Here is a 24,354-nt window from a genome sequence, read left to right as displayed (position 1 = left end):
GCGCGTCTCCTGCGCCTCGGGCTCCACCCTCCCCCATCCCAAGTCGGGCAGGCCCGACCTGGGGCACCGGGATGCGGAACTCGGGCAAGCCCGAGTTCCCTAGAGGGGAGGGTTCAGGCCGGCGCGCTACGGCACCGGCGCCTCCCCGTGCTGCCCGTCCAGCGCCACGCCTTCGCTCGGCACGCCGTCGGCCACCGCTTCCGCCCGGCGCAGGTCCGGGAAGGTCGCCTCGGCGACCAGCTCGGCCAGGGCCTGATCGAGCGGCAGGGTGCGGCTCTGCGGGCTGCCGAGGCGGCGGATCGAGACGGTGCGCTCCTCGCCCTCCTTGCGGCCGACGACCAGCATCACCGGCACCTTGGCGTGGGAATGCTCGCGGACCTTGTAGTTGATCTTCTCGTTGCGAAGATCGGCCTCGGCCCGCAGGCCCGCCGCATCCGCCGCTTTCAGGACCTCGCGGGCATACGGATCGGCCTCGCCGGTGATCGTCGCCACCACGACCTGGAGCGGCGCCAGCCAGAGCGGGAAGTGGCCGGCGAAATGCTCGATCAGGATGCCGGTGAACCGCTCCATCGAGCCGCAGATCGCCCGATGGACCATCACCGGGGTCTTCTTCTGCCCGTCGGCATCGACGAAGAAGGCGCCGAACCGCTCAGGAAGATTGAAGTCGACCTGCGTCGTGCCGCATTGCCAGTCGCGGCCGATCGCGTCGCGCAAAACGTACTCGAATTTGGGTCCGTAGAAGGCGCCCTCCCCCGGGTTGATCGCGGTCTTGATCCGCCCGCCGGACTGCTCCTCGATCTGGGCGAGGACCCGGGTCATCACCTCCTCGGCGTGGTCCCACAGGGCATCCGAGCCGACGCGCTTCTCCGGCCGCGTCGAGAGCTTCACCACGATCTCGTCGAAGCCGAAATCGGCGTAAGTCGAGAGGATCAGGTCGTTGATCTTCAGGCACTCGGCGGCGAGCTGGTCCTCGGTGCAGAAGACGTGGGCGTCGTCCTGCGTGAAGGCGCGCACCCGCATCAGGCCGTGCAGTGCGCCGGACGGCTCGTAGCGCGAGACCGAGCCGAACTCGGCCAGCCGCAGCGGCAGGTCGCGGTAGGATTTCAAGCCGTGCTTGAAGATCTGGACGTGGCCGGGGCAGTTCATCGGCTTGATCGCGAAGACGCGCTCGTCCTCGGTCTTCGTGACGAACATGTTCTCCCGGTACCAGTCCCAGTGGCCGGAGGTCTCCCACAAGGCCTTGTCGAGGATCTGCGGCGCGTTCACCTCGGCGTAGTCGCCCTTCAGGCGCCGGCGCATGTAGGCGATGAGCGCCTGGAACAGGGTCCAGCCCTTCGGATGCCAGAACACCACGCCCGGCCCCTCCTCCTGGAAGTGGAAGAGGTCCATCTCGCGGCCGAGCTTACGATGGTCGCGCCGCTCGGCTTCGGCCAAGCGGTTGAGATAGGCGTCGAGATCGGCCTGGGTGGCCCAGGCCGTGCCGTAGATCCGGCTCAGCATCGGCTTCGTCGAATCGCCGCGCCAATAGGCGCCGGCGACCTTCATCAGCTTGAAGGCGGTGCCGACCTTGCCCGTCGAGGTCATGTGCGGGCCGCGGCAGAGGTCGAACCACGCGCCCTGGCGGTAGAGCCGCAGGTCCTCGCCCGGCGGGATCGCGTCGACCAGCTCGACCTTGAACGCCTCGCCTTTCTCCTCGAACAGCTTGCGCACGTCGTCGCGAGCCCAGACCTCCTTGGTGAAGGGAGCGTCCCGCGCGATGATCTCGCGCATCCGCGCCTCGATCGCCGGGAAGTCGTCCGGCGAGAACGGCGTCTCGCGGTGGAAGTCGTAGTAGAAGCCGTTCTCGATCACCGGGCCGATCGTGACCTGGGTCTCCGGCCAGAGCGACTGCACCGCCTCGGCGAGCACGTGGGCGCAATCGTGCCGGATCAGCTCCAGCGCCCGCGGGTCGGCGCGGTCGAGGAACTCGATGCGGGCATCCGCCGCGATCGTGTCGTCGAGGTCGCGGACGGTGCCGTCGAGGGCCATCGCCACGGTGCGCTTGGCCAGCGACTTGGCGATGCCTTCGACGACGGCGCGGCCGGTCACGGCGCCGTCGAAGGACCGCGTGGCGCCATCGGGAAATGTCAGGATCGGCATGGACTTCTAATCACTCCTCGGGGCTCACTCCTGCGCACGGTGCAGGTAAGCCGGGCGGCGGATGGATCCGGCGGGCTCGAAGCGGCCACGCACCGGACGGGCGCCGTATATCAGCGTTGGCGGGACATGTCAGACACAGTCCCGCGCCTTCGCGCCGGTGCGGAGATCAGCCCTCGACGCTCTCGCAGAGCGGCGGCGGCGCGTTGACCCCGCGCCAGCGGCCATAGGCCCAGGGACGGTGCCAGGCGGCGCCGGCGGGTGTGGTTTCGGGCACGAGGTCGATGCCGTGGGTGCCGAACGGGCCGCAGCGGCAGATCCGGGCGAAGCCCATCCAGCCGCCGGCCCAGAGGCCGTGGCGCTGGATCGCCTCGTCGGTATAGGCCGAGCAGGACGGCCAGTGCCGGCACTGGCGCCCGACGAGGCCCGACAGGGTCAGCTGGTAGCCGCGGATGGCGAGATGCGCCGCGCGGCGGGTCGGGCTCACGCCGGCACCGCTTCTTTCTGGGCAGCGATCTGGTCGAGGGCGTCCACCACCGCGTCGAAGGTCAGGAGCGTCGAGGCGTGGCGCGCCTTGAAGTCCCGCACCGGCTCCAGCACGGCGAAATCGGCGAATTTCCCCACTGGCGCCGGCCCGCCCTCCTTCAGCATCCGCCGCACGGCGTCACGAAGTGCGCGCAGCTCCTCGGCGCTGGCGCCGACGACGTGGCGGGCCATCAGCGAGGAGGCGGCCTGGCCGAGTGCACAGGCCTTCACGTCGTGGGCGAAGTCGGTGACGGTGCCGCCCTCGGTGACGAGGTCCACCGTCACGGTCGAGCCGCACAGCTTCGAGTGCTTGGACGCGCTCGCCTCCGGGGCCGGAAGCCGACCGAGCCGCGGGACATCCGCCGCGAGGGCGAGGATGCGGGCGTTGTAGATGTCGTCGAGCATGGCATTCGTACTTTGGGACGAGAGGGGCCGCGGGACGGACGAATCGGTCTTGACCGGAGGGGTCGGACTTTGGCTTGACGTTGTGATGGACGAAAAGAGGCGGTGACCTGCTGCGCGCCCGGCGCATTGCGCGCACCGGGCGGATTCCCGATATAGGCACGGTTGCCCGGCGGCGCGAGGCGCGGCCGGATCGGGGCGCATCTCTGGTCCCGGCATGGCTGTCCGCCGTGGATGGCCCTGATCTTGGAGGCGTGATGGATGCGGTGCTGAAGTCCTTGTCGGTCCGGGCCCCGGAGGCGGCCGACAAGCGCAGCGACGCCCCCCGGCCGGAGCGTGTCACCGAGCGCCCGACCCGTCAGGAGGCCGAGGCCGCCGTGCGCACCCTGCTGCGCTGGGCCGGCGACGACCCCGAGCGCGAGGGATTGCTGGAAACGCCGCAGCGCGTGGTCAAGGCCTACGAGCAGATCTTCGGCGGCTACCGCCAGGACGCCGACGCCATCCTCGACCGGGTGTTCGAGGAGGTCGAGGGCTATTCCGACATCGTGCTGGTGCGCGACATCGCCTTTCACTCCCATTGCGAGCACCACATGGTGCCGTTCATGGGGAAGGCCCATATCGCCTACTACCCGCGCCGCGGCGTCGTCGGCCTGTCGAAGCTCGCCCGCGTGGTCGATGCCTTCGCCCGCCGTCTCCAGACCCAGGAGACGATGACCGCCCAGATCGCCGACACGATCGATTCGGTGCTCCATCCCCGCGGCGTCGCCGTGATGCTGGAGGCCGAGCACCTGTGCATGGCGATGCGCGGCGTGCAGAAATCCGGCGTCTCGACCATCACCACCCAGTTCACCGGCGTGTTCAAGCAGGATCCGACCGAGCAGGTCCGCTTCCTGACCCTGGTTCGCGACCGGCGATGACCGCGGATCCCGTGTTTGCCGCGCCCGGCGACAAGCGGGCGCTGGAGGAGGGCGAGGCCTTCACGCCGCGCTTCGGGCCCGACGGGCTGATCACGGCGCTGGCGGTCGATGCCGACACCGGCGCGGTGCTGATGCTCGCCCACATGAATGCCGAGTCCCTCGCCCGGACGCTCGCCACCGGCGAAGTCTGGTATTGGTCGCGCTCGCGCGGCGAGCTGTGGCACAAGGGCGCGACCAGCGGGCAGATCCAGACTCTCGTCGAGATGCGAGTCGATTGCGACCAGGACGCCCTGCTGCTGCGGGTACGCGTCGGCGGCGATGGCGGCTGCTGCCATACCGGGCGGCGGGACTGCTTCTATCGGGGCGTCGCTTACGACGCGGAGAACGGAGCGGTGAAGCTGGTTCCTCGCGCCTCGTAGAGCACGGCGGTTCAACCCTCCCCCCTCTGCGGGGGAGGGTGGCGAACGGAGTGAGCCGGGAGAGGGGCAGCGCGACGTTGCTTCAGTTGGCGCGTTTCACAACGGTTCAGCCATTTCCGGAAGCGTGGCTCCCCTCTCCCGCCCCACTTCGTGGGGCCCCCTCCCCCGCGGAGGGGGGGAGAGTTCGAGTGCTCACCGCTTCAGCGCCGCCAGCCCCTTCAAGTACATCTCCGGCAACCCGTTCTCCCGGCCCGCCGCGATCACGCCCTCCAGGTAGCCCGGCCTCGGTACGCCGCCATTGCCGCGCCCGAGATAGACCAAAGCCCGCCGCACCCCGCCCTCGGTCGAGACCGGCTGCTGCGCCTTGACGTAGAGCCCGCTCGCCACGCCCTCGTAGCGGTCGAGGGCCGGCACGTCGCTCAAGGCGAGGCCCCAGAGCACGCCCCAGACCGTCCCCGAGGGAGAGCGCTCCACCGAGGCGTAGCCCTCCCGCATGATGACGAGGCGGTGGCGGTTGAGCCGGCCGAGGCCGAGCACCCGCGAGGCGGGGCAGCGCCGGGCCATGGCGGCCCGGTCCATGTTGGAGCCGTAGGCGAAGTAGAGCGGCACGAACGCGCGGTCAGGCGAATTCGAGGATCACCGCATCCACCGCCAGGCTGTCGCCCTCCTTGGCCTGGATGGTCTGGACCGTGCCGTCGCGCTCGGCGCGCAGCACGTTCTCCATCTTCATCGCCTCGACGATCGCCAGCGGCTCGCCCGCCTTCACCTCCTGGCCGGGGGTGACCATGATGCTCTTGACGAGACCCGGCATCGGGCAGAGCAGCTGCTTGCCCGAGCCGGCGACCTCCTTGACCGGCATCAGGGCGGCCAGCTCCGCCTCGCGCTTGGTGTAGACCCGGGCCTCGGCCGCCGCGCCCGCATGCTGCAGGAACACGCCGTTGAGGAGCGTGCGGACCTGGATCGCCACCGGCTCGCCGTCGATCAGGCCGGTCCAGACCGGCTCGCCCGGGAGCCAGTCGCTGTCGACCTGCCACTCGGTCCCGTCCGCGAAGGCGACCGAGACCCCGTCATTGGTGGTCTCGACGATCGCGTCGAAGCGCTCCTCGCCGAGCATCACCACCCGCTCCTGCTCGAAGCGCAGCAGGAACGGCTCGCGCATCTGCCCGGAGATGCCGCGCTTGCGCTCGTTGAGCATGTGATCGATCGCGGCGGCGGCCGCCGCCATCCGGCGCGCCACCTCGCCCGCGGGCTTCGGGGCCTCGAACCCGTTCGGGAATTCCTCGGCGATGAAGCCGGTGGAGAGCCGCCCCTCCTGCCAGCGCGGATGGTGCATCAGCGCCGAGAGGAACGGGATGTTGTGGCGGATGCCGTCGATCGCGAAGGCGTCGAGGGCCTGGGCCTGCGAGGTGATCGCCCCCTGGCGGGTCGGCGCCCAGGTGACGAGCTTGGCGATCATCGGGTCGTAGTGGATCGCGATCTCGCTCCCCTCCTCGACGCCGGTGTCGTTGCGCACGATCGCCTCGCCGAACTCGCCCTCCTCCGGCGGCCGGTAGGTGGTGAGCCGGCCGATCGAGGGCAGGAAGTTGCGGGTCGGATCCTCGGCATAGACGCGGCTCTCCACCGCCCAGCCGTTCAGCTTCACGTCGTCCTGGGTGATGGGAAGCGTTTCACCCGCCGCGACCCGGATCATCAGCTCGACGAGGTCGAGGCCGGTGATCATCTCGGTCACCGGGTGCTCGACCTGGAGCCGGGTGTTCATCTCGAGGAAGTAGAACGACTTGTCCTGGCCGGCGACGAACTCGACGGTGCCGGCGGAATCGTAGTTCACCGCACGCGCGAGGGCCACGGCCTGCTCGCCCATCTTGCGCCGGGTCGCCTCGTCGAGGAGCGGGCTCGGCGCCTCCTCGATGACCTTCTGGTTGCGGCGCTGGATCGAGCATTCGCGCTCGCCGAGATAGACGACGTTACCGTGCTTGTCGCCGATGACCTGGATCTCGATGTGGCGCGGATCGGTGATGAACTTCTCCACGAAGACCCGGTCGTCGCCGAAGGACGAGGCAGCCTCGGAGCGGGCGCGGGCGAAGCCCTCCGCCACCTCGCCGGCCGAATGCGCGATGCGCATGCCCTTGCCGCCGCCGCCGGCCGAGGCCTTGATCATGACGGGGTAGCCGATCTCGTCGGCGATGGTGACAGCGTGATCCGGGCTCTCGATCACCCCGAGGAAACCCGGCACGGTCGAGACCTTGGCCGCGGAGGCCGCCTTCTTCGACTCGATCTTGTCGCCCATGGCGGCGATGGCGCCCGGGTTCGGGCCGATGAAGACGATGCCGGCGGCCTCCAACGCCTTCGGGAAGGCCTCGCGCTCGGAGAGGAAGCCGTAGCCGGGATGGACCGCCTGCGCCCCGGTCTGCCGGCAGGCCTCCACGATCTTGTCGATGACGAGGTAGGACTGGGCCGCGGCGGCGGGGCCGATATGCACCGCCTCGTCGGCCATGGCGACGTGGAGCGCGTCGCGGTCGGCGTCGGAATAGACCGCCACCGTCTTGATCCCCATCCGGCGCGCCGTCTTGATGATGCGGCAGGCGATCTCGCCGCGGTTGGCGATCAGGATCTTGTCGAACATCGGTGCGCGCACTCGAGCCTTGAGGGGGAGCCGGGCCGGGGTGGATCACACCCAAGCTCACCCCCGTTAAAGCATGGCGCGCGCAACGCAAAGCCGGGTGTTCTCGGCCAAACGGGCGAAGCCGTCGCTCACGCGGCCACCGCGTAGGACAGGATCTCCTCGACCGCTTCCTCGGCCCCGGCCCGCGCCCGGTTCGCCTTGAGGGCGAAGCTGATCAGGGCCGGGTCGTTGGTCTCGGCCTCGCGCACCACCTCGACGGCGATGCGGGCGCCCGTCGCGGTCGGCCCGCGGCCGCAGCCGAGGGAGGCGGCGAGCCAGTGGGCGGTGTCGGCATCGATGTGCCCGGTCGGCCGCTCGCCCCAGACGGCGAAATCGACCGTGGCCGCCACCAGCCAGTCGCCGAAGGCCGCGTCGGCCTCCGGCAGCGCCCGGTCGAGGCCGAACAGCATGTCGGCTTCCTCGCGGTCGGTGAGCCCGTCCGGCAGCACGGTGCGATTCAGCTCGCGCACGTCCTCCAGGCTGATGGTGCCGGCGGCGATGATACGGTTGCAGAAGTGTTGCAGCGAAGCGTTGATCATCTGTTTCTGCCTCCCCGGCCTTTGTTGTGCCGGTGCTTGTCTTCGTGTGAGGAGGACTATGCGGGACGGGAGGCCCTCGACAGGTTAACGGCAGGATCTGAATCCCTGTTCAGGTTAAAGCCTGGCAACGGGGCGTCGTTGCTAAAGGGTTGCGATGGTGGACCGGCATGTGCCGGCAAAGGTCGCGTTGCGGAGCGCAGGACGGCTGGATGCTGCCGGGAGCCAGGCATATGCCTGGCATATCCCGTGTCGAGGGTCCGGCATGGCAAAACCGCTCTCACCTCCGCAGCCGCGAGAGGTGAAGGTGTTCCGCAACAATCGCAGTCAGGCGGTGCGCATTCCGGCCGAGGTCGCTCTGCCGGGCGACCGGGTACGCATCAGCCGCGACGGCGATCGTCTCATCCTGGAGCCAGTCGGTAGAAGGATCTCCTGGCGGTCCTGGCAACGCTCGAGCCGATCGACGAGGAATTCCCTGATCTCGACGAGACGCTGCTGCCACTGGACGATGATCCGTTGTGAGCGGACCGCGCTTTCCGCTCGATCCGAACATCGTCTCCGCGCTGATTCGCGATCCTTCGGGTGCCGTCGCTCCGCAGATCGGCCGAGTGGGCCGTCGAGGCATCGCTATGAGCATCATAATCGCCATGAGCATCATATCGGTGGCAGAACTCCGATATGGCTGCGCGAAGCGCGGATCGGCACGACTTCTCCGTCCAGTCGAAGCGGTGCTCGATGCCATCGACGTGGTCCCAGTCGAGGCTCCCGCCGATACCGTCTATGGACGAGTTCGCGCTCACCTCGAGGCCATGGGCCGTCCTCTCGGGCCGAACGATCCGTTCATCGCGGCCCAGGCGCTCGCGCTTGAGGTTCCGTTGATCACCGCCAGCGAGGCTGAATTTCGGCCCGTCCCGGGGCTGATGGTCGGGAATTGGCTCTGCCGCGCAGGTCCCCGTGACAAGCCGCCGTGATCAAGCGGCCGTCCCTGCCCGGAGATAGCTGAACATGTGCGGCACGTAATCGGCTTTCCCGAGCGGGACGCCCTGGTTGCGCAGGATCGCGTAGGCGGTCACGAGGTGGAAGTAGAATTGCGGCAGCGCCCAGTCGCGCGCGTAACTCTCTCCCACCATGTCGAAGGTCAGGCCGGGAAGCTCGATCGCGATGCTCAAATCCGCCCCGGCGTCGAGCGCCTGTGGCTCGAGGCCGTCGAGGCGGGCGAGGGTCTCGGCGATGCAGGCTTGCGCCTCGTCGAGGGAGCCCGGTCGCTCGCCCGCTTCCCGTCCCGCGCGGGCCAGATCGTCGAGGGCCTGCGGCAAGGGCTCGCCGCGGAGCCGGTAGGTCGCCTCCTGCGCCTGCAGGCAGGCGAAGCGGACCTGCGACGACAGCGGGAACATGTCCGGCGCGAGACGCCGGGCCATCAGCCCGTCCGCCTCCCCGCCATGATGCTCGCGGGCCTTGCCGAGCCAGCCCGACAGGGCCCGCAGCATCTGCGCGTAGGTGGGGACGAGTTGCTGCGTCAGGGACATGGGCGATTCTCGGAACGGCCGTGGCTCTCCCGAGACTGCCCCGACGGACCGACGCCCGGGATGCGACCTGTGCGCCGGCCTACCGCACGATGACCTTCGCATCCGCACCGACCCGGTTGTACAGGTCGACCACGTCGATGTTGCGCATCCGGATGCAGCCCGACGAGACCGCCTGCCCGATCCGCTCCGGCTCGTTGGTGCCGTGGATGCGGTAGAGCGTGTCCTTGCCGCCGGCATCCGCCAGGTAGAGGGCGCGGGCGCCGAGCGGGTTGGCGGGGCCGCCCTGCATCGCATGGACATGGGGCCAGCGCTTGATCATCTCGGCCGGCGGGTGCCAGTCGGGCCAGGCGGCCTTGCGGAAGATCCGGGCCGTGCCGTTCCAGCCATAGGCCTCGTCGCCGACGGTGACGCCGTAGCGGATCGCCTTGCGGTCGGGCAGGACGTAGTAGAGCTGCCGCTCCTTGGTCTCGACCACGATGGTGCCGGGCGCCTCGCCGGTCGGGTCCTCGATCATGTAGCGGGCGAAGCGCCGGTCGACCTCGGGCTCCGGTACCATCGCCATCCATTCCTTGTCCTTGGCGGACAATTCGGGATCGGGGGTGGCGCGGTACTGGCAGCCCGGCAGCGCCAGGACGGCCCCCATCAGAGCAGTCCCCATCAGAGCGGTCGCGAGGGCGGGACGGGGGCGGCGCATGGGTGAGACGCTTTCAGGACGGCGGGCGGACCCGCGAATCGATCACGTCCAACCCTAAAGCGTGGCTGAACGCACGCGAAGCGTGTGACCGCCGTCCCACGCGAGATGCCGCGCCCGTGTTGCGTCCGGGCCATGGCCCTGCCACGGTGCGGGCGGGGATGGCCGGTCGCAGGACTGGCCGGAGGAACGCTTGGAACGGGCGCGGGCACGATGACGACGCTGTATCTCTGCCATCCGGCCTCCCTCGACCACGACACGCCGCCGGGTCATCCCGAGCGGGCCGACCGCATCCGGGTGATCGAGCGGGTGCTGGAGGACGAGCGCTTCGCCGCCCTGGTGCGCGAGCAGGCGCCGCTGGCCGACCTGTCCGTCGCCGGCCTGGCGCATCCTGAGAACTACGTGGCGGCGATCGCCGCGGTCGCCCCGGACGAGGGGCTGGTCGCGATCGATTCCGACACGGTGATGTCCCGGGGCTCCCTGGAAGCCTCCCGGCGGGCGCTGGGCGCGGCTGTGCGGGCGGTGGACGAGGTGATGGGGGGCCACGTCGCCAACGCCTTCGCGGCGATGCGCCCGCCCGGCCACCACGCCGAGCGCGAGCGCGCCATGGGGTTCTGCCTGTTCAACACCGCGGCCGTGGCGGCGCGCCACGCGAGGAAGCACCACGGCGCCGCCCGGGTGGCCCTGGTCGACTGGGACGTCCATCACGGCAACGGCTCGCAGGACATCTTCTGGGACGATGCCAGCGTGCTCTACGCCTCGACCCACCAGATGCCGCTCTTTCCCGGCACCGGCGCGGCGTCCGAACGCGGCGAGCACGACACCGTCGTCAACGTGCCGCTGCATGCCGGCGACGACGGCGACACCTTCCGGGAGGCGTTCGCCCACGGGGTGCTGCCGCGGCTCGACGCCTTCCGGCCCGACCTGATCGTGATTTCGGCCGGGTTCGACGCGCATTGGCGCGATCCGCTGGCCAACCTGAAGCTCACCGAGGCCGATTTCGCCTGGGCGACCCGGGAGGTGATGCGGATCGCCGACCGTCGCTGCGGCGGCCGGGTGGTCTCGCTCCTGGAGGGCGGCTACGACCTCATCGGCTTGTCGAAGTCGGTCGCCGCCCATGTCGAGACGTTGATGGGGCGGTGACGCCCCTACCCGTCCAAGGGCTCGTCGCCGACCATCTCGATGCCGAATCCCGACAGGCCGACATAGGAGCGCGCCGCGCTCGAGATGTTGCGGATCGAGACCACGCCGAGGTCGCGCAGGATCTGGGCGCCCAGGCCCACCTCGCGCCACTGGCGCACGCGGGCCGCCTCGGCCCCATCCTCGCCGGCACCGTCGGGCAGTTGCGACAGCGGCACGCCGGCGGTGCCGTCGCGCAGGTAGACCAGCACGCCGCGGCCCTCCTGCGCGAAGCGGCGCATCACCGCCTCGATGGTGCGGCCGCCCTCGATCACGTCCGCCACGACGTTGGAACGGTGCAGCCGCACCAGCACGTCGCGCCCCTCGCCGATGCGGCCGTGCACGAAGGCGAATTGCTGCATCGGCTCGAACGGCGTGGTGTAGGCGTAGCCGGTCATCTCGCCCCATTCGGTCTTGACCGGGAAGGTGCCGACCCGCTCGACCAGCTTCTCGCGCGCCTGGCGATAGGCGATCAGCTCGGCGACCGAGATCTGCTTGAGGCCGTGCGTCTCGGCGAAGGCGGTGATCTGCGGCCCCTTCATCACGGTGCCGTCGTCGTTGGCGAGTTCGCAGATCACGCCGACGGGCGGGAGCTTGGCCAGCCGGCACAGATCGACGGCCGCCTCGGTATGGCCGGAGCGCATCAGCACGCCGCCGTCCTTCGCGATCAACGGGAAGACGTGGCCCGGGCGCACGAAGTCCGTGGCGCCCATGTTCCCGTTGGCGAGCGCCCGCACGGTGTTGCAGCGCTGCTCGGCCGAGATGCCGGTGGTCAGCCCGTGCTTCACGTCGACCGTGACCGTGAAGGCGGTGCCGAGCGGCGCGTCGTTCGACGCCACCATCGGCTCGAGGCGCAGGCGCTTGGCCTCCGCGACGGTGATCGGCGCGCAGACGATGCCGCAGGTGTTGCGGATGATGAACGCCATCTTCTCCGGCGTGCAGAGCGAGGCGGCAACGACGAGGTCGCCCTCGTTCTCGCGGTCGTCGTCGTCGGTGACGACCACGATCTCGCCGCGGGCGAAGGCGTCGAGGGCCTCGATGATGGATGCGTGGGTCACGGGCATCTCCTGCCCCGGGAGGGCGAGTCCCAGGAAGTCGTTGGGGGTGACGGCGCCGCCGGTCTCTCGCGCCACGGCGGTGGCCGTCTCCCGCGAGAGCCAAGGCTCGGAGTTGTTGCACAAGCCCGTCACCGCCGCCGGCGAGAGCCCACAGCGCCGCGCGAAGTCGAGGCGGGTCACACCCTGCTGTCGGAGCCAGTCGCCGAGTTTCACCACCCCGTCATAGCCTGCGCACCGTTTCAGTCAAACTGAAACAGCGTGCGCATTCACTCCGACTGAAAACGCGGCCCGTCCCCGACCTGCCCGCGATGGCGCAGCCAGTGGTCGGCCAGCACGCAGGCCATCATCGCCTCGCCGACCGGCACCGCCCGGATGCCGACGCAGGGGTCGTGGCGGCCCTTGGTCAGCACGTCGACCGGGCGGTTGTCCCGGGTGACGCTCGCCCGGGGGGTCAGGATGGAGGAGGTCGGCTTCACGGCGAAGCGGCAGACCAGCGGCTGGCCGGTGGAGATGCCCCCGAGCACGCCCCCCGCGTGGTTGGCCAGGAAGATCGGGTGCCCGTCATTGCCGGGCCGCATCTCGTCGGCATTCTCCTCGCCGCGCAGGGAGGCCGCGGCGAAGCCGTCGCCGATCTCGACGCCCTTGACGGCGTTGATCGACATCATGGCGGCGGCGAGATCCGCATCGAGCTTGCCGTAGATCGGGGCGCCGAGGCCGACGGGGACGCCCTCGGCCACCACCTCGATCACCGCACCGACCGACGAGCCGGCCTTGCGGATGCCGTCGAGATACTCCGCCCACTGCACCGCCGCCGTGGCGTCCGGGCAGAAGAAGGGGTTGTTGTTCACCTCGTCCCAGTCGAAGCGCGCGCGGTCGATCGCGTGCGGGCCGATCTGCACCAGGGCGCCGCGGATCGTGACGCAGGGAAGCACCTTGCGGGCGATCGCGCCCGCCGCCACCCGGGACGCGGTCTCGCGGGCCGAGGACCGCCCGCCGCCGCGATAGTCGCGGATGCCGTACTTGGCGTCGTAGGCGTAGTCGGCGTGGCCCGGCCGGTAGCTGTCGCGGATCTCCGAATAGTCTTTCGAGCGCTGGTCGACATTCTCGATCATCAGCGCGATCGGCGTGCCGGTCGTGAGCTGGCGCCCTGCCGTGCGCTCGTCGGAGAAGACGCCCGAGAGAATGCGGACCTGATCCGGCTCCTGGCGCTGCGTGGTGAAGCGCGACTGGCCGGGCCGGCGCCGGTCGAGCTCGGCCTGGATCTCCGCCGCCTCGAGCGGAATCAGCGGCGGGCAGCCGTCGACGACGCAGCCGAGGGCCGGGCCATGGCTCTCGCCGAAAGTGGTGACGCGGAAGAGGTGGCCGAAGCTGTTATGGGACATGGTCGCTATGAAAGATGGCGCTGCCGCTCTAGAGCATTTTGCACCGGACGGGAAATGGTCTCGCGGTCCGGGCTCCACCCGCCGTCAGCGGCGGCGACATCACCGGCGCAGGCAGACCGCCGCGGGAGTTCCGGCTTGACATCATCCCAGCGCGGCTCGTACATCCTCTCACTTTTTGCAGTGCGATAGAAATATTGATTCAGGAGATCCAAGGATGAACTGGATGCGCTGGCGATATTACTTCGAATACAATGACGCCAGATAAGCAATACCCATAGTTCATTTTTGGCGAAATCGAGGAATGCGATGCTTTCATTCAAGCTGCCGCGGCGTGGCACGCGCAAGAAGGGCGCCGCGCTCGACATTGAATTTTACCGGGACTATTACGCGGACCTCAGTGGAGCGACGGATGCCGAGATCGTCAGGCACTGGGAGGAGTTCGGGCGGGACGAGGGCCGCTTCGGGAACGAATCGCAGGCCCGCGCGGCGGCCGCAGCCAGCGACGGGCTGCCGAAGGATTTCGACGTCGAAACGTATCTGCGGCTGAATCCGGATGTCGCGGGCGCGATCAAGTGGGATTTTCAGGCGATCTTCCATTACGTCGAGCATGGCAGGACGGAGAAGCGCCCCTACGTCAAATCGCCGCCCGCCGCAGCCCCCAGGACCGCCCTCCCCCGGGGCTTCAACCTCGCGAGCTACATCGTCTGCAATCCCGACATCGCTCGCGGGATCGCCTCGAATAGTGACCGCCTGAAGCATTACTTCGATTACGGCCGCGCCGAGGACCGCAACTGTACCCCGCTCCACTACGACGGGGATTTCATCGCGCAACTTTACGGCGTGAGAGTTCCGCCAGGACTGCCGCCCGAGGAGGCCGTCGTCGCCGTCAGGCAGCGCCTGCGGCAGCCGGACGATCAGCCGGTCTATTTCAGCGAAGAGGAAATAGCCCGCTTCCACGGCATCAACATTCCTTACTTTTCCCGGCATTTCGACCATAATTACTATCAATATAAATACATCAGGAAGAGCGGCAAATTCTTCAACAGGGCCGAGTGCATTCGGCATTTCTGTGAAGTCGGCCGGCACGAGCAGTTCGACATCTCGCTCGATGGCGCCTTCGACGACGCCTTCTTCCGTGCCGAGCATGAAACCGACGGCCGCTCTCGTGAGTCGTCGCGGCGGGAACGCTACGAGCGCTGGTTGAGGAGCGACGCGGACGAGCCGCTCTGGCCGAACCTGCGGGTGCTCGTCCGCCAGACCTACGGGGTCAAGCTGCCGCGCTCGGTCGAGGCCGCCATCGCCGCGCGCTTGGAGCATGGCGCGGATCAGACCGAGCCGGTGAAGCCGAGCCGGATCCTGGAGGACCTGATCGAGTGGGCGTTCGACCTGAGCGACCCCGCGGCTGCCGGTTTCTTCGTCGGCGTGGCCGACACGCGCGCGTCAGAGGGCAAGAGCGTCGAGGCTGCCGAGTTGTACGCGCGTGTCCTGGTCCACGCTCCCGGGCACCCGCGCGCCCTCAACCATCGGGCGGATCTGGTCCAGCGCAGCGGCAACCTCGCCCTGGCGACCAGCCTGCGCCGGCACATCGTCGCGCTCGATGCAGGCAGCGAGTGGACCTACCGCAACCTCGCTCAGGGCCTGCTGGAGTTCGGCGAGCCGAAAGCCGCGGAGCGCGCCATCGCGATGGGGGTGGAGAAATACCCGGGCGATGTCGGCCTGCGCCTCCAGCTGCGCGAGGTCCAGGAAAAATTCTTCTATCATGTCTGGGAGAAGAGCGCGGACGCCGCCCTGCTCTCCGGCTACGATACGGCCCGCGCGCTCGTAACCGAGGCCGCGCAGCGTCTCGTGCGGGACGAGGAGCGGCCGGTGATCGGCGCCGATCCCGTCCGGCGCGTCGCCATCTACGCCAATTGCGATCTGGCGCAGTGCCGGTTCTACCGGGTCGACCAGCGCGCCGAGCAGCTCGCGGCAGCCGGCTACGAGGTTGCGGTCTACGATTATACCAAAGATCATAATAAATATATGTCCGATCTTGTCCAGATCGAATATGCGATATTTTTCCGAGTTCCCGCCTTTCCTAACGTCATCGATGCCATCTCCAAGACGGCTGAACTCGGCATCGTGACGATCTACGATATCGACGACCTGGTGTTCGAGCCCGAGCATTTCCCGCCGCCGCTCGAATCGTATGCCGGCCTGATCAGCGACCGCCATCACGCGTCGATGGCGTGCGGCGTCAGCCTGTTCGCGCAAGCCGCGGCCCTGTGCGAGTACGGCATGGCCTCGACGCCGAGCCTCGCCCGCCACCTCGAGCGGCGGGTCAGGACCGGAACCGTCTTCCACCAGCCCAATGCCCTGAGCAGCGCGCACGCCGTGAGCATGCAGGGGCCGGCGACGAAGCGGAGCGACGTCGTCACGATCTTCTACGGCTCCGGCACCAAGGCTCACAAGCTCGACTTCGAGCAGCTGATCGAGCCGGCACTGGCGCGCCTGTTCGAGACCCATCGCGACCGGATCCGCGTGGTGATCATCGGCGAGATCACGCTCTCGGACCTTCTGCAGCCCTGGGCGGCCTACATCATCGCGTCGCGACCGATCGCCAACGTGGCGTCGTACTGGGACCTCCTGCGCGAGGCCGACATCAACATCTCGGTGCTCGTGCCGGACGTGTTCAACGACTGCAAGAGCGAGATCAAATGGATGGAGGCCGCGATGTTCGGCATCCCGTCCGTCGTGAGCGCGACGCAGACGCATCGCGAGGTGATCGTCGAGGGCGAGACCGGCTTCCTGTGCGAGTCGAGCGAGGCGTTCCATGCCGCGCTCGACCGCCTGGTCCGGTCGCGGGACGACCGGCAGCGGGTCGGCGAGGCGGCCAGGCGCGTCGTGCTCGATCGCTACGGGCTGGAGCGGCAGGCGCGCGGGCTCACCGAGATCATCGCGCGCTCGACGGCCCGCCAGCTCGCCCCGCGCAAGAAGCTCGTCATCGTCAACGTGTTCTACCCGCCGCAGGCCATCGGCGGCGCGACCCGCGTCGTCTATGACAACGTCCGCTCGCTACGCGCGATACTGGGGCCTGAATGGCAGATCGACGTGATCTGCACCCTCGAGGGCGGGCCGGTTCCCTACGCCCTCGACTGGTACGTGCGCGACGGCGTGCGGGTGTTCTGCATCACGGCCGGCGATCATCCCGACATCGACGGCCTCGTCGAGGACCCGGAGATGGGGCGCGTCTTCGATCGCGTCCTCGACCGGATCGGGCCGGACCTGATCCACTTCCACTGCATCCAGCGGCTGACCACGACCTGCGTCACCGCCGCGATCCGCCGCCGCATCCCCTACCTGATCACGATGCATGACGGCTGGTGGATCTCGCCGCACCAGTTCCTGATCAACGGGAACCGCGCGGTCGAGACCTACGATTTCAGCACCAAGGTGCCCCTCGATGCCTATATCGGCGAGGGTTACGTCCGCGCCCGGACGCTCCTGCGCTGCATCAACGGCGCCGCCCGCGTGCTGACCGTGTCGCAGCCGTTCGGCGACCTGTGCCGCGGCGTCGGCCTCGCGCAGATCGAGGTGGTGGAGAACGGCGTGTCGCGGCTGCCCGAGATCGCCCGGATCCCGAGCCCCACCGGCCGGGTGCGCCTCGGCTTCATCGGCGGCCTGGCCGATCACAAGGGCTACGGCCTGATCCGCAACGTGCTCCTCAACGAGCCGTTCCGGAACTTGAGCCTCCTGCTGATCGACCACGCCATGCACCCGAGCGAGCGGGTGATCGAGGAATGGGGGAGCGTGCCCGTCGAGATCCGGGGCAAGTTCCCGCAATCGAGCATCGGCGGCCTCTACGCCAATATCGACGTGCTGCTGGCGCCCTCGATCTGGCCCGAAAGCTACGGCCTGGTGACCCGGGAGGCGATCGCCGCGGGCTGCTGGGTCGTCGCCTCGAACCGGGGCGCGGTGGCCGACTGCGTCGTCGAGGGGCGGAACGGCACCATCATCGACGTGGCCGATGAGGCCGGGCTCCTGGCTGCGCTGCGCTTCATCGACGAGAACCCGGCGATGCATCTGCGCGCGCCCGATCACACGGCGCCGATCCGGACTGCGCATCAGCAGGCGGAGGAACTGGCCGTGATCTACGGCGAGGTGATCGACGCGCAGCGAGCCTGAGCGGGGCGCATTCCGCGGCCGAGGGCCCTCCCCCGCGGATCGCCGCCCCGGCGGGCGGCGCCTGCCGCCCTGGATAGCGAGCTTCTATTTAGGCTTTCAACGCGAAGCGCCCCGGCATCGGTCGATGCCGGGGCGCTTCGCGTTGGCGCTGGGAGATCGGAAGCGACGTTTCGCCGTCAGCGCCGATGCTGGAACAGGGGCTGGGCCAGGGCCTCGGCCCGGGCCATCCACAGGTCGCGCTCGGCGCGCAGCTCCTCGGCACGGTCGACCTCCTGCTGCACATGGGCGCGCAGGGCCCGCAGTTCCTCGGCCAGCAGCGCCTGCAACTCGTCGTAGCGCCCGTGTTCCTGCCGCAGCCGGGCCTTGAGCATCATGTTCTCGGCCATCAGCGCGGCGAGGTCGTCCTGCTCCGCACCGCTCGCCGGCGGGGGCTCGGCCGCCGGCTCGCTCGGTGCGACGATGCGGGGCTCCCAGGCCGGCTGGGCTTCGGCCGGCCGGCGCGGCGCGGCGCGGGCCTGGTCGGCGGCGTCGATCCGCGACAGGGTCGCGAGCCAGTCCTGCAGCGGTCCGGAGGGCTGCCGCGCCGCGGTGGTGGTCTGCGTCTTCAAGGCGGGGTCGGACACGCCGCATCTCCTGCGAATCTCCTCCCATTGAACCTCCCGCATGGTTAAGAACCGGTAAATATCGCGCCGGCGGCGGGTGTGCCGCGCCGCGCGCGTTGACATTGCCCGCGTGGACCGCTAGGCCCCGGCCTCTCAGGACGAGGTCTCGTCTCGACGCCGACCGGCCCGTGAGGCCGGAGGTCAACGCCCGACAGCGCGATGCGCCCTCGGGCGCGAATGTCGTTGCGCGGGATCTCTCGACGGCCGTCCCCTGGGCGGCGAGCAGGAGACCGGATGACCAGGACGGACCACGCGCGCTTGCGCATCGAGGACGCGGTGAACGAGCTCTGCCCCTGGTCGGGCAAGCCGATCGCGGCCGACTCGCTGACGCTGTACAACGGCGCCGTGGTCGGTTTCTGCAATCCCGATTGCCGCGACAAGTTCGAGCGGGCGCTGAACCACTTCGAGGGCGCCCTCCAGGCCCGGCGCGCCGCCTCCGCGGGCGTCGACGAGTAGCCCTCCGGAGACGACACGCATGTTCGAAGGCCTCTCCGACCGCCTCTCCGGCATCCTGTCCGGGCTGACCCGCCGCGGCGCCCTGACCGAGGCCGACGTCACCGCCGCCCTGCGCGAGGTGCGCCGCGCCCTGCTGGAGGCCGACGTCGCCCTCGAGGTGGTGCGCTCCTTCACCGAGAAGGTGCGGGAGCAGGCCGTCGGCGCGGTGGTGCTGAAGTCGGTGACGCCCGGCCAGATGGTCGTGAAGATCGTCAACGACCAGCTCGTCGCGATGCTGGGCGGCGAGGCCGGGGTCATCGACCTCAACGCGCCGGCCCCGGTCGGCATCCTGATGGTCGGCCTCCAGGGCTCGGGCAAGACCACCACCACCGCCAAGATCGCCCGGCGCCTGACCCAGCGCGACAAGCGCCGGGTGCTGCTCGCCTCCCTCGACACCCGCCGTCCGGCCGCGATGGAGCAGCTGGCGGTTCTCGCTAGCCAAGTCGGGGTCGAGTCGCTGCCGATCGTCGCCGGCCAGTCGGCGGTGCAGATCGCCAAGCGCGCCATGGAGGCCGCGCGGCTGGGCGGCTTCGACGTGGTGATGCTCGACACCGCCGGCCGCGTCACCCTCGACGAGGCGCTGATGCAGGAGGCCGCCGACGTCAAGGCGGCCACCAGCCCGCACGAGGTGCTGCTCGTCGCCGACGCGCTGACCGGCCAGGACGCGGTCAACACGGCGCGTGCCTTCGACGGCCGGCTCGGCGTCACCGGCATCGTGCTCACCCGCATGGACGGCGATTCCCGCGGCGGCGCGGCGCTCTCGATGCGGGCGGTCACCGGCAAGCCGATCAAGCTCGTCGGCACCGGCGAGAAGGTCGACGCGCTGGAGGAGTTCCATCCGGCCCGTGTCGCCAACCGCATCCTCGGCATGGGCGACATCGTCTCGCTCGTCGAGAAGGCGGCCGAGACCATCGACCAGGAACAGGCCCTGCGCGTCGCCGAGAAGATGCGCAAGGGCAAGTTCGACCTCGACGACCTGTCGATGCAGCTCGCCCAGATGGAGAAGATGGGCGGGATCGGCGGCCTGATGGGCATGCTGCCCGGCATGGGCCAGATCAAGAAGCAGGTCGAGGGCGCCAACCTCGACGAGAAGATGTTCAAGCGCCAGCGCGCCATCATCTCGTCGATGACCCCCGAGGAGCGCCGCAACCCCGACGTGCTCAAGGCCTCGCGCAAGAAGCGCGTGGCGAAGGGCGCCGGCGTCGACGTCTCGGAGATCAACAAGCTCCTCAAGATGCACCGGACCATGGCCGACATGATGAAGGCCATGGGCTCGGGCAAGCGCGGCATCGGCCAGGCCCTCGGCAACATGTTCGGGCTCGGCGGCGGCGGAATGGGGGGCGGAATGGGCGCCTTGGGCAAGATGATGGGCGGCGGCATGCCCCAGCCCACCCCCGAGATGCTCGCCGAGCTGCAGAAGGCCCTGCCGCCCGGCACCTCCCTTCCGCCGATGCCTCCCGGCCTCGGCGGCTCCAAGGCGTCAGGTCCCGCCGGCACGCCGCCGGCCGGCACCAGCAAGGCGCCTCCCGCCGCCCCCGCCCTTCCGGGCTTAGGGGCCAAGCTCCCGGGCCTGCCCGGCCTCGGCGGCCTCCCCTTCGGCAAGAAGAAGTAGGTGGCGCGGGGCCAGGCGGCCCCACCCGCCCGCGACGTCGAACGATCCTCGAACCTCAGACAGGAAGAGACCCATGTCCCTCAAGATTCGCCTCACCCGCGGCGGCGCCAAGAAGCGCCCGTACTACCGCATCGTCGTCGCCGACGCCCGCGCGCCGCGCGATGGCCGCTTCATCGAGAAGGTCGGTGCCTACGACCCGATGAAGCCGAAGGACGATCCGGCCCGCGTCATCCTCGAGACCGAGAAGGTCCAGGCCTGGCTCGCCAAGGGCGCCCAGCCGACCGACCGCGTCCTGCGCTTCCTCGATGCCGCCGGTCTCGCCAAGCGCCCGACCCGCAACAACCCGCAGAAGGCCGAGCCCGGCACCAAGGCCAAGGAGCGCGCCGCCGCCCGCGCCGAGAAGGCCGGCGCCGCCGCCGACTCGGCCGAGTAAGCGCTCGGCCGTGGCGCGCCGCCCCGACGCACGTCCCTCGCGCGGTTCCACCCGCGGGGGCTCCGATCCGCGCCGGGGCGCAGATGCGCCGGCGCCGCAGCGCGCCAAGCCTGCGCTTGCCAAGTCTGCGCTTGAGAAGTCTGCGCCCGCACGGGCCGAATCCGGGGTCGCCACCGATCCCGGATTCGTCCTGCTGGGCGAGTTCGGTCGCGCCCACGGCCTCAACGGCGAGGTGCGGCTGAAATCCTACACCGCCGACCCGATGGCGATCGGGTCCTACGGCCCGCTCACCGGGGCCGACGGACGCGTCGTCGAGATCGCCTCCTTGCGCCCCGCCGCGGGCGCCCCCGACATGCTCATCGCCCGGGTTGCCGGCGTCTCCGGCCGCAACGGGGCCGAGAGCCTGAACCGGCTCGCCCTCTACGTCGCGCGCGAGCGCCTCGGCGCTCCGGAGGAGGAGGACGAGTTCTTCGCCGCCGACCTCGTCGGGCTGGCGGTGGTGGATCGCAGCGGCGCCCCCGTCGGCACCGTGCGGGCGGTCCCGAATTACGGCGGCGGCGACCTCCTGGAGATCGTCCCGACCGCCGGCGGCAACCCGGCCCTCCTGCCCTTCACCAAGGCCTTCGTGCCGGAGATCGACGTCGCGGCCCGCCGGATCACCGTCGATCCGCCCGAGGATCTGTTCGCCCCGGCCGCACCGCAGGATCCGGACGCCGCCTGAGGGCGGTCAGGAACGGGCGCATGCCCTCTCCCGCTCGCGAGGAGAAGGTTGCTGTGACCGGGCGGCCGCTCGAGCGACGCCGCGTACCGTCCCGGAGGGATCGACCCGAGGGTGGGGGGATTTGCCGGATGAGGCTCCTCCGGAAAGACCCCTCCCACCCTCACGTCGATGTCGCCGGCACGTCCTCCCCGCAAGGTGGGGAGAGGAGAAAGCTGCGCCTCTCCGGCTCGCTGCCGCGTCCTTGACCGACCGCGGTTCTTAGCGCCCGCGGTTCTTGCGCTGCTGGCCGAGGCCCGAGCTCTTGGCGAGTTCGGAGCGCTGTGCGGCGTAGGTGGCGGCGACCATCGGGTAGTCGTGCGGCAGGCCCCACTTCTGGCGGTACTGGTCCGGGGTGAGCCCGCGGGTGGTCAGGTGGCGCTTGAGCGACTTGTAGGGCTTGCCGTCTTCCAGCGAGATGATGTGATCCGGCGTGACGGTCTTGCGGATCGGAACCGGAGGCGTGGGCTTCTCGGGCTCGGGCGCCGGCGGTGCGGCGACGCGCTCCAGGGAGGCGTGCACGGCGGCGATCAGGCTGCCGAGATCCCCGACCGGGACCGAGTTCTTCGACACGTAGGCCGACACGATGTCGGCCGTGAGCATGACGAGTTCGCCCGGCTCCTGATCCTGAGTTTCCACGTCTGACATGATAGGGGTTTCCGCTTCGAGAGTGTGTGGGCGGAGGCGTTGCCGCGGGCCGATCCGGCACCGCGCCGCCACTCGGTCTTCTTGGGGCCGTGACGCACGAAGTCGGCGTCGGCGATCACTCGGTCCCTCAGACTTGGTGGCAAGTCTCATGCCCATCCGCAAGCTGGTTGCAGCAACGTGGCGATAAAATAAGGTATTCCCTGTGGATTTCACCGTGAAACAATCAAGCTGAATATACTCAAGGTTGCAATTTCCGATTTTACGTTGCCGATAATTGCATAAAAACCTATCGGGATTCGATGTTCGAGCGGGGACGCAACGGTAGAGGTCCGGAGCCGATCCGACTGCCGGCGGCAGTCGGACGGGGGTCAGGCCACCGCTCCGGTCTTCCGGCGGTCCGGCTGCCGGGCGGAGGCGTCGGACCGGGCCTGGATCTCGATGAAGACGCGCCGGACCTTCGGGCTCAGGGCCTTCATCCGCGTTTCCAGACGGCCGACCAATCGCTCGATCTCGCCGGCGGTGAGAGCGTCGTTCATGTCCAGGCTGACATTCACCAGGATGTCGGCGGGGCCAAGATGCTGTGTCAGCACTTCGTTGACGTGCTGCACACCCGGCTCGGACCGCACGATCTCGTGCAGGCCGGCAACCAATTCGGGCTCCGCTGCCTCGCCGACGAGCAGGCCGTGGGTCTCGATCATCAGGAAGATCGCCATGCCGATCAGGATCAGGCCGATCACGATCGAGGCGATGCCGTCGAAGGCCGGCCTGTCCAGCGTCTCCGCCAGGATCACGCCGGCCAGCGCCACGACGAGGCCGGTCAGCGCCGCCACGTCCTCGACCAGCACGGTGAACAGGGCCGGGTCCTTGCTGCGGCGGATCGCGGTGATCGGCGGCCGCTCGCCCTTCTCGCCCCAGAACGCCTTGAGGGCGACGAAGCAGGAATAGCCCTCGGCGAGCACGGCGAAGCCGAGGATCGCCAGGTTGACCGTGAAGCCCGGGATGGTCCGCCCGAGAATCACCGCGTCGGCGGCGGGCTCCGGATGCTGGAGCTTGTGGATGCCCTCGTAGACCGCGAAGGCACCGCCGCCGAGGAAGATCAGCAGGGCCACCAGGAAGGCGTAGAAATAGACCTCGCGGCCGTAGCCGAACGGAAACCGGGCATCCGCCGGCCTCTGCGCCCGCTTCAGGCCGACGAGCAGCAGGATCTGGTTGGCGGTGTCGACCACCGAGTGGACGCCCTCGGCCAGCATGGCGCTGCTGCCGGTGAGGAAGGCGCCGACGAACTTCGCCGCGGCGATCGCCAGGTTGGCGCCGGCGGCGGTGTAGATCGCGCCGCTGCTCTCATGGGCCATGCGTTCGAGCCATGTGATCGAGAACTCCCGTCGCCCGGCGAGCGTGGCCGCGACTGACGACGGTAACGCCGCGAGGCGCCGGATGGGTCCGGCGGCACGCGACACTCTTTCCCAGGGATTATACCGATGGCCGTTGAAAACGACCGTTGGCTCCGGTCTCGAGTTTTCGCCAAGCCGAAAGGCCCGGACTTCCGGGCTTGCCGACAATTCGGGATGGATCGACGGCCTCGCCGATCTCGGGCCTGCCCGAGATGAATCCATCTCAGGCCGTCGGTACCCAACAGGACGGGAAGGCCTCACGATCGCGCGCATGAGGTCTCCTCCGGCGAGTCGCCGCCGCCGCGCCGCGAGGGGGCCGTCCGAACCTTGACCATCCCCTGAACCCAGCCCTGCGTTTGACGCCGATCGAGCGGGGATCCGGCCCTCGCGGGGCCGGCCGCGGCGTCTTTGGCTTTGAAACCGGACGCGGGCAGCGCTAGAGCACATGCGACGGCACCTCGCCCGCAGCGGGGGCCGGACAGCTCAGCACGGATCCCGGCGCGGCCCTTCAGACAGGCGCGCCTTCGCACGCAGGACGACGAGACGAACACGATGGCCGGCTTCAAGGACCAGAACTTCAACGACCGGCGGAGCACGTCCGCGGACGCGAAGAAGGCCCTGCTGGAGAAGTTCCGGGCCCGGCCCGCCTCCGACGACCCGGAGGTCCAGGCTCGCCTGGCGGAGCGCCAGAAGATCGCAGAGGCTCGCGCCGCCCGCGCCGCGGAGCGCGAGGCCGCCAAGCAGGTCGAGGCCGAGCGC

The 24,354-nt window shown here is 69.4% G+C and carries 23 protein-coding genes and 1 pseudogene; 11 read left to right on the top strand and 13 right to left on the bottom strand.

Annotated features, from left to right (window positions below; all coding sequences use genetic code 11):
* Window positions 1-126: 126 nt before the first annotated feature.
* From thrS to VQ03_RS01680, 3 genes are all read right to left on the bottom strand, one after another.
* On the bottom strand, window positions 127-2,139 hold the full coding sequence (gene thrS / locus VQ03_RS01690; RefSeq protein ID WP_048449123.1) for a threonine--tRNA ligase: 2,013 nt from the start codon (window positions 2,137-2,139) through the stop codon (window positions 127-129).
* 166 nt (window positions 2,140-2,305) lie between these two features.
* Complete coding sequence (yidD, locus tag VQ03_RS01685; RefSeq protein ID WP_048449122.1) at window positions 2,306-2,623, bottom strand: membrane protein insertion efficiency factor YidD; 318 nt, start codon at window positions 2,621-2,623, stop codon at window positions 2,306-2,308.
* The gene (locus VQ03_RS01680) at window positions 2,620-3,066 is read right to left on the bottom strand and encodes an iron-sulfur cluster assembly scaffold protein (protein WP_048449121.1); all 447 of its coding nucleotides are present in this window, start codon (window positions 3,064-3,066) and stop codon (window positions 2,620-2,622) included. Before VQ03_RS01680 ends, yidD begins: the two co-directional genes overlap by 4 nt.
* A gap of 254 nt (window positions 3,067-3,320) precedes the next feature.
* Between VQ03_RS01680 and folE the strand changes: the two genes are divergently transcribed.
* Both folE and hisI read left to right on the top strand, forming a co-directional pair.
* A complete protein-coding gene (gene folE, locus VQ03_RS01675) occupies window positions 3,321-3,980 on the top strand; it encodes a GTP cyclohydrolase I FolE (protein WP_048449120.1) in 660 nt (219 codons plus the stop codon).
* Window positions 3,977-4,399, top strand: coding sequence for a phosphoribosyl-AMP cyclohydrolase (gene hisI, locus VQ03_RS01670; RefSeq protein WP_048449119.1), 423 nt, complete (start codon window positions 3,977-3,979; stop codon window positions 4,397-4,399). The genes folE and hisI overlap by 4 nt, the downstream gene beginning before the upstream one ends.
* A gap of 192 nt (window positions 4,400-4,591) precedes the next feature.
* Here hisI and VQ03_RS01665 read toward each other — a convergent pair whose 3' ends face one another.
* The 3 genes from VQ03_RS01665 to VQ03_RS01655 all read right to left on the bottom strand — a co-directional run bounded on the left by VQ03_RS01665 (window position 4,592) and on the right by VQ03_RS01655 (window position 7,600).
* Window positions 4,592-5,008, bottom strand: a complete 417-nt coding sequence (locus VQ03_RS01665; protein ID WP_048449118.1) for a gamma-glutamylcyclotransferase family protein — start codon at window positions 5,006-5,008, stop codon at window positions 4,592-4,594.
* Window positions 5,009-5,018: 10 nt separating this feature from the next.
* Window positions 5,019-7,022 (bottom strand): acetyl-CoA carboxylase biotin carboxylase subunit, encoded by a 2,004-nt coding sequence (locus VQ03_RS01660; RefSeq protein WP_048449117.1) that lies wholly within the window; start codon window positions 7,020-7,022, stop codon window positions 5,019-5,021.
* Window positions 7,023-7,150: 128 nt separating this feature from the next.
* Window positions 7,151-7,600: a hypothetical protein gene (locus VQ03_RS01655; protein WP_048449116.1), complete on the bottom strand. Its 450-nt coding sequence runs from the start codon at window positions 7,598-7,600 to the stop codon at window positions 7,151-7,153.
* A 262-nt stretch (window positions 7,601-7,862) separates the two neighbouring features.
* Here VQ03_RS01655 and VQ03_RS31420 point away from each other — a divergent pair.
* Together VQ03_RS31420 and VQ03_RS31415 are read left to right on the top strand one after the other, a co-directional pair.
* Window positions 7,863-8,119 (top strand): annotated as a pseudogene (locus tag VQ03_RS31420) (antitoxin).
* On the top strand, window positions 8,116-8,568 hold the full coding sequence (locus tag VQ03_RS31415; RefSeq protein ID WP_083467712.1) for a PIN domain-containing protein: 453 nt from the start codon (window positions 8,116-8,118) through the stop codon (window positions 8,566-8,568). Before VQ03_RS31420 ends, VQ03_RS31415 begins: the two are co-directional and overlap by 4 nt.
* On the opposite strand, the gene VQ03_RS01650 is transcribed toward VQ03_RS31415, so the two are convergent.
* Both VQ03_RS01650 and VQ03_RS01645 read right to left on the bottom strand, forming a co-directional pair.
* A complete protein-coding gene (locus tag VQ03_RS01650) occupies window positions 8,569-9,123 on the bottom strand; it encodes a DUF1993 domain-containing protein (RefSeq protein WP_048449115.1) in 555 nt (184 codons plus the stop codon).
* Between the two features lie 79 nt (window positions 9,124-9,202).
* On the bottom strand, window positions 9,203-9,781 hold the full coding sequence (locus VQ03_RS01645) for a L,D-transpeptidase (RefSeq protein ID WP_048449142.1): 579 nt from the start codon (window positions 9,779-9,781) through the stop codon (window positions 9,203-9,205).
* Between the two features lie 246 nt (window positions 9,782-10,027).
* Here VQ03_RS01645 and VQ03_RS01640 point away from each other — a divergent pair, with 246 nt between their 5' ends.
* On the top strand, window positions 10,028-10,957 hold the full coding sequence (locus VQ03_RS01640; protein WP_048449114.1) for a histone deacetylase family protein: 930 nt from the start codon (window positions 10,028-10,030) through the stop codon (window positions 10,955-10,957).
* Window positions 10,958-10,962: 5 nt separating this feature from the next.
* On the opposite strand, the gene ribB is transcribed toward VQ03_RS01640, so the two are convergent.
* Together ribB and aroC are read right to left on the bottom strand one after the other, a co-directional pair.
* Window positions 10,963-12,057, bottom strand: coding sequence for a 3,4-dihydroxy-2-butanone-4-phosphate synthase (gene ribB / locus VQ03_RS01635; protein WP_083467715.1), 1,095 nt, complete (start codon window positions 12,055-12,057; stop codon window positions 10,963-10,965).
* 260 nt (window positions 12,058-12,317) lie between these two features.
* Window positions 12,318-13,433 (bottom strand): chorismate synthase, encoded by a 1,116-nt coding sequence (aroC, locus tag VQ03_RS01630; protein ID WP_048449113.1) that lies wholly within the window; start codon window positions 13,431-13,433, stop codon window positions 12,318-12,320.
* A 306-nt stretch (window positions 13,434-13,739) separates the two neighbouring features.
* On the opposite strand from aroC, the gene VQ03_RS01625 reads away from it, so the two are divergent.
* A complete protein-coding gene (locus VQ03_RS01625) occupies window positions 13,740-17,597 on the top strand; it encodes a glycosyltransferase (RefSeq protein WP_048449112.1) in 3,858 nt (1,285 codons plus the stop codon).
* Window positions 17,598-17,773: 176 nt separating this feature from the next.
* Here VQ03_RS01625 and VQ03_RS01620 read toward each other — a convergent pair whose 3' ends face one another.
* Window positions 17,774-18,220: a hypothetical protein gene (locus VQ03_RS01620; RefSeq protein WP_053078354.1), complete on the bottom strand. Its 447-nt coding sequence runs from the start codon at window positions 18,218-18,220 to the stop codon at window positions 17,774-17,776.
* 273 nt (window positions 18,221-18,493) lie between these two features.
* Here VQ03_RS01620 and VQ03_RS01615 point away from each other — a divergent pair, with 273 nt between their 5' ends.
* The 4 genes from VQ03_RS01615 to rimM all read left to right on the top strand — a co-directional run bounded on the left by VQ03_RS01615 (window position 18,494) and on the right by rimM (window position 21,520).
* Window positions 18,494-18,715, top strand: coding sequence for an eL24 family ribosomal protein (locus tag VQ03_RS01615; RefSeq protein ID WP_048449110.1), 222 nt, complete (start codon window positions 18,494-18,496; stop codon window positions 18,713-18,715).
* 19 nt (window positions 18,716-18,734) lie between these two features.
* Window positions 18,735-20,366 carry a signal recognition particle protein gene (ffh, locus tag VQ03_RS01610; RefSeq protein WP_048449109.1) on the top strand — a complete coding sequence of 544 codons (1,632 nt, stop codon included), beginning with the start codon at window positions 18,735-18,737 and terminating at the stop codon, window positions 20,364-20,366.
* A gap of 73 nt (window positions 20,367-20,439) precedes the next feature.
* Entirely contained in the window at window positions 20,440-20,799 is a 360-nt protein-coding gene (rpsP, locus tag VQ03_RS01605) for a 30S ribosomal protein S16 (RefSeq protein WP_048449108.1), read from the top strand.
* Window positions 20,800-20,809: 10 nt separating this feature from the next.
* Window positions 20,810-21,520 (top strand): ribosome maturation factor RimM, encoded by a 711-nt coding sequence (gene rimM, locus VQ03_RS01600; RefSeq protein WP_083467711.1) that lies wholly within the window; start codon window positions 20,810-20,812, stop codon window positions 21,518-21,520.
* 258 nt (window positions 21,521-21,778) lie between these two features.
* Here rimM and VQ03_RS01595 read toward each other — a convergent pair whose 3' ends face one another.
* Together VQ03_RS01595 and VQ03_RS01590 are read right to left on the bottom strand one after the other, a co-directional pair.
* A complete protein-coding gene (locus VQ03_RS01595; RefSeq protein WP_048449107.1) occupies window positions 21,779-22,204 on the bottom strand; it encodes a Ros/MucR family transcriptional regulator in 426 nt (141 codons plus the stop codon).
* Window positions 22,205-22,572: 368 nt separating this feature from the next.
* Window positions 22,573-23,556 carry a cation diffusion facilitator family transporter gene (locus VQ03_RS01590; RefSeq protein ID WP_048449106.1) on the bottom strand — a complete coding sequence of 328 codons (984 nt, stop codon included), beginning with the start codon at window positions 23,554-23,556 and terminating at the stop codon, window positions 22,573-22,575.
* Between the two features lie 591 nt (window positions 23,557-24,147).
* Here VQ03_RS01590 and VQ03_RS01585 point away from each other — a divergent pair.
* Window positions 24,148-24,354, top strand: a 207-nt coding sequence (locus VQ03_RS01585; RefSeq protein WP_048449105.1) for a DUF6481 family protein, incomplete at its 3' end; no start/stop codon positions are given.

Origin of the sequence: Methylobacterium tarhaniae (assembly GCF_001043955.1) — a bacterium.
In the GTDB taxonomy this organism is placed as follows: Bacteria; Pseudomonadota; Alphaproteobacteria; order Rhizobiales; family Beijerinckiaceae; genus Methylobacterium; species Methylobacterium tarhaniae.
Note: the sequence above shows the minus strand (reverse complement) of the source record. Positions and strands in the feature narration are given on the sequence as shown.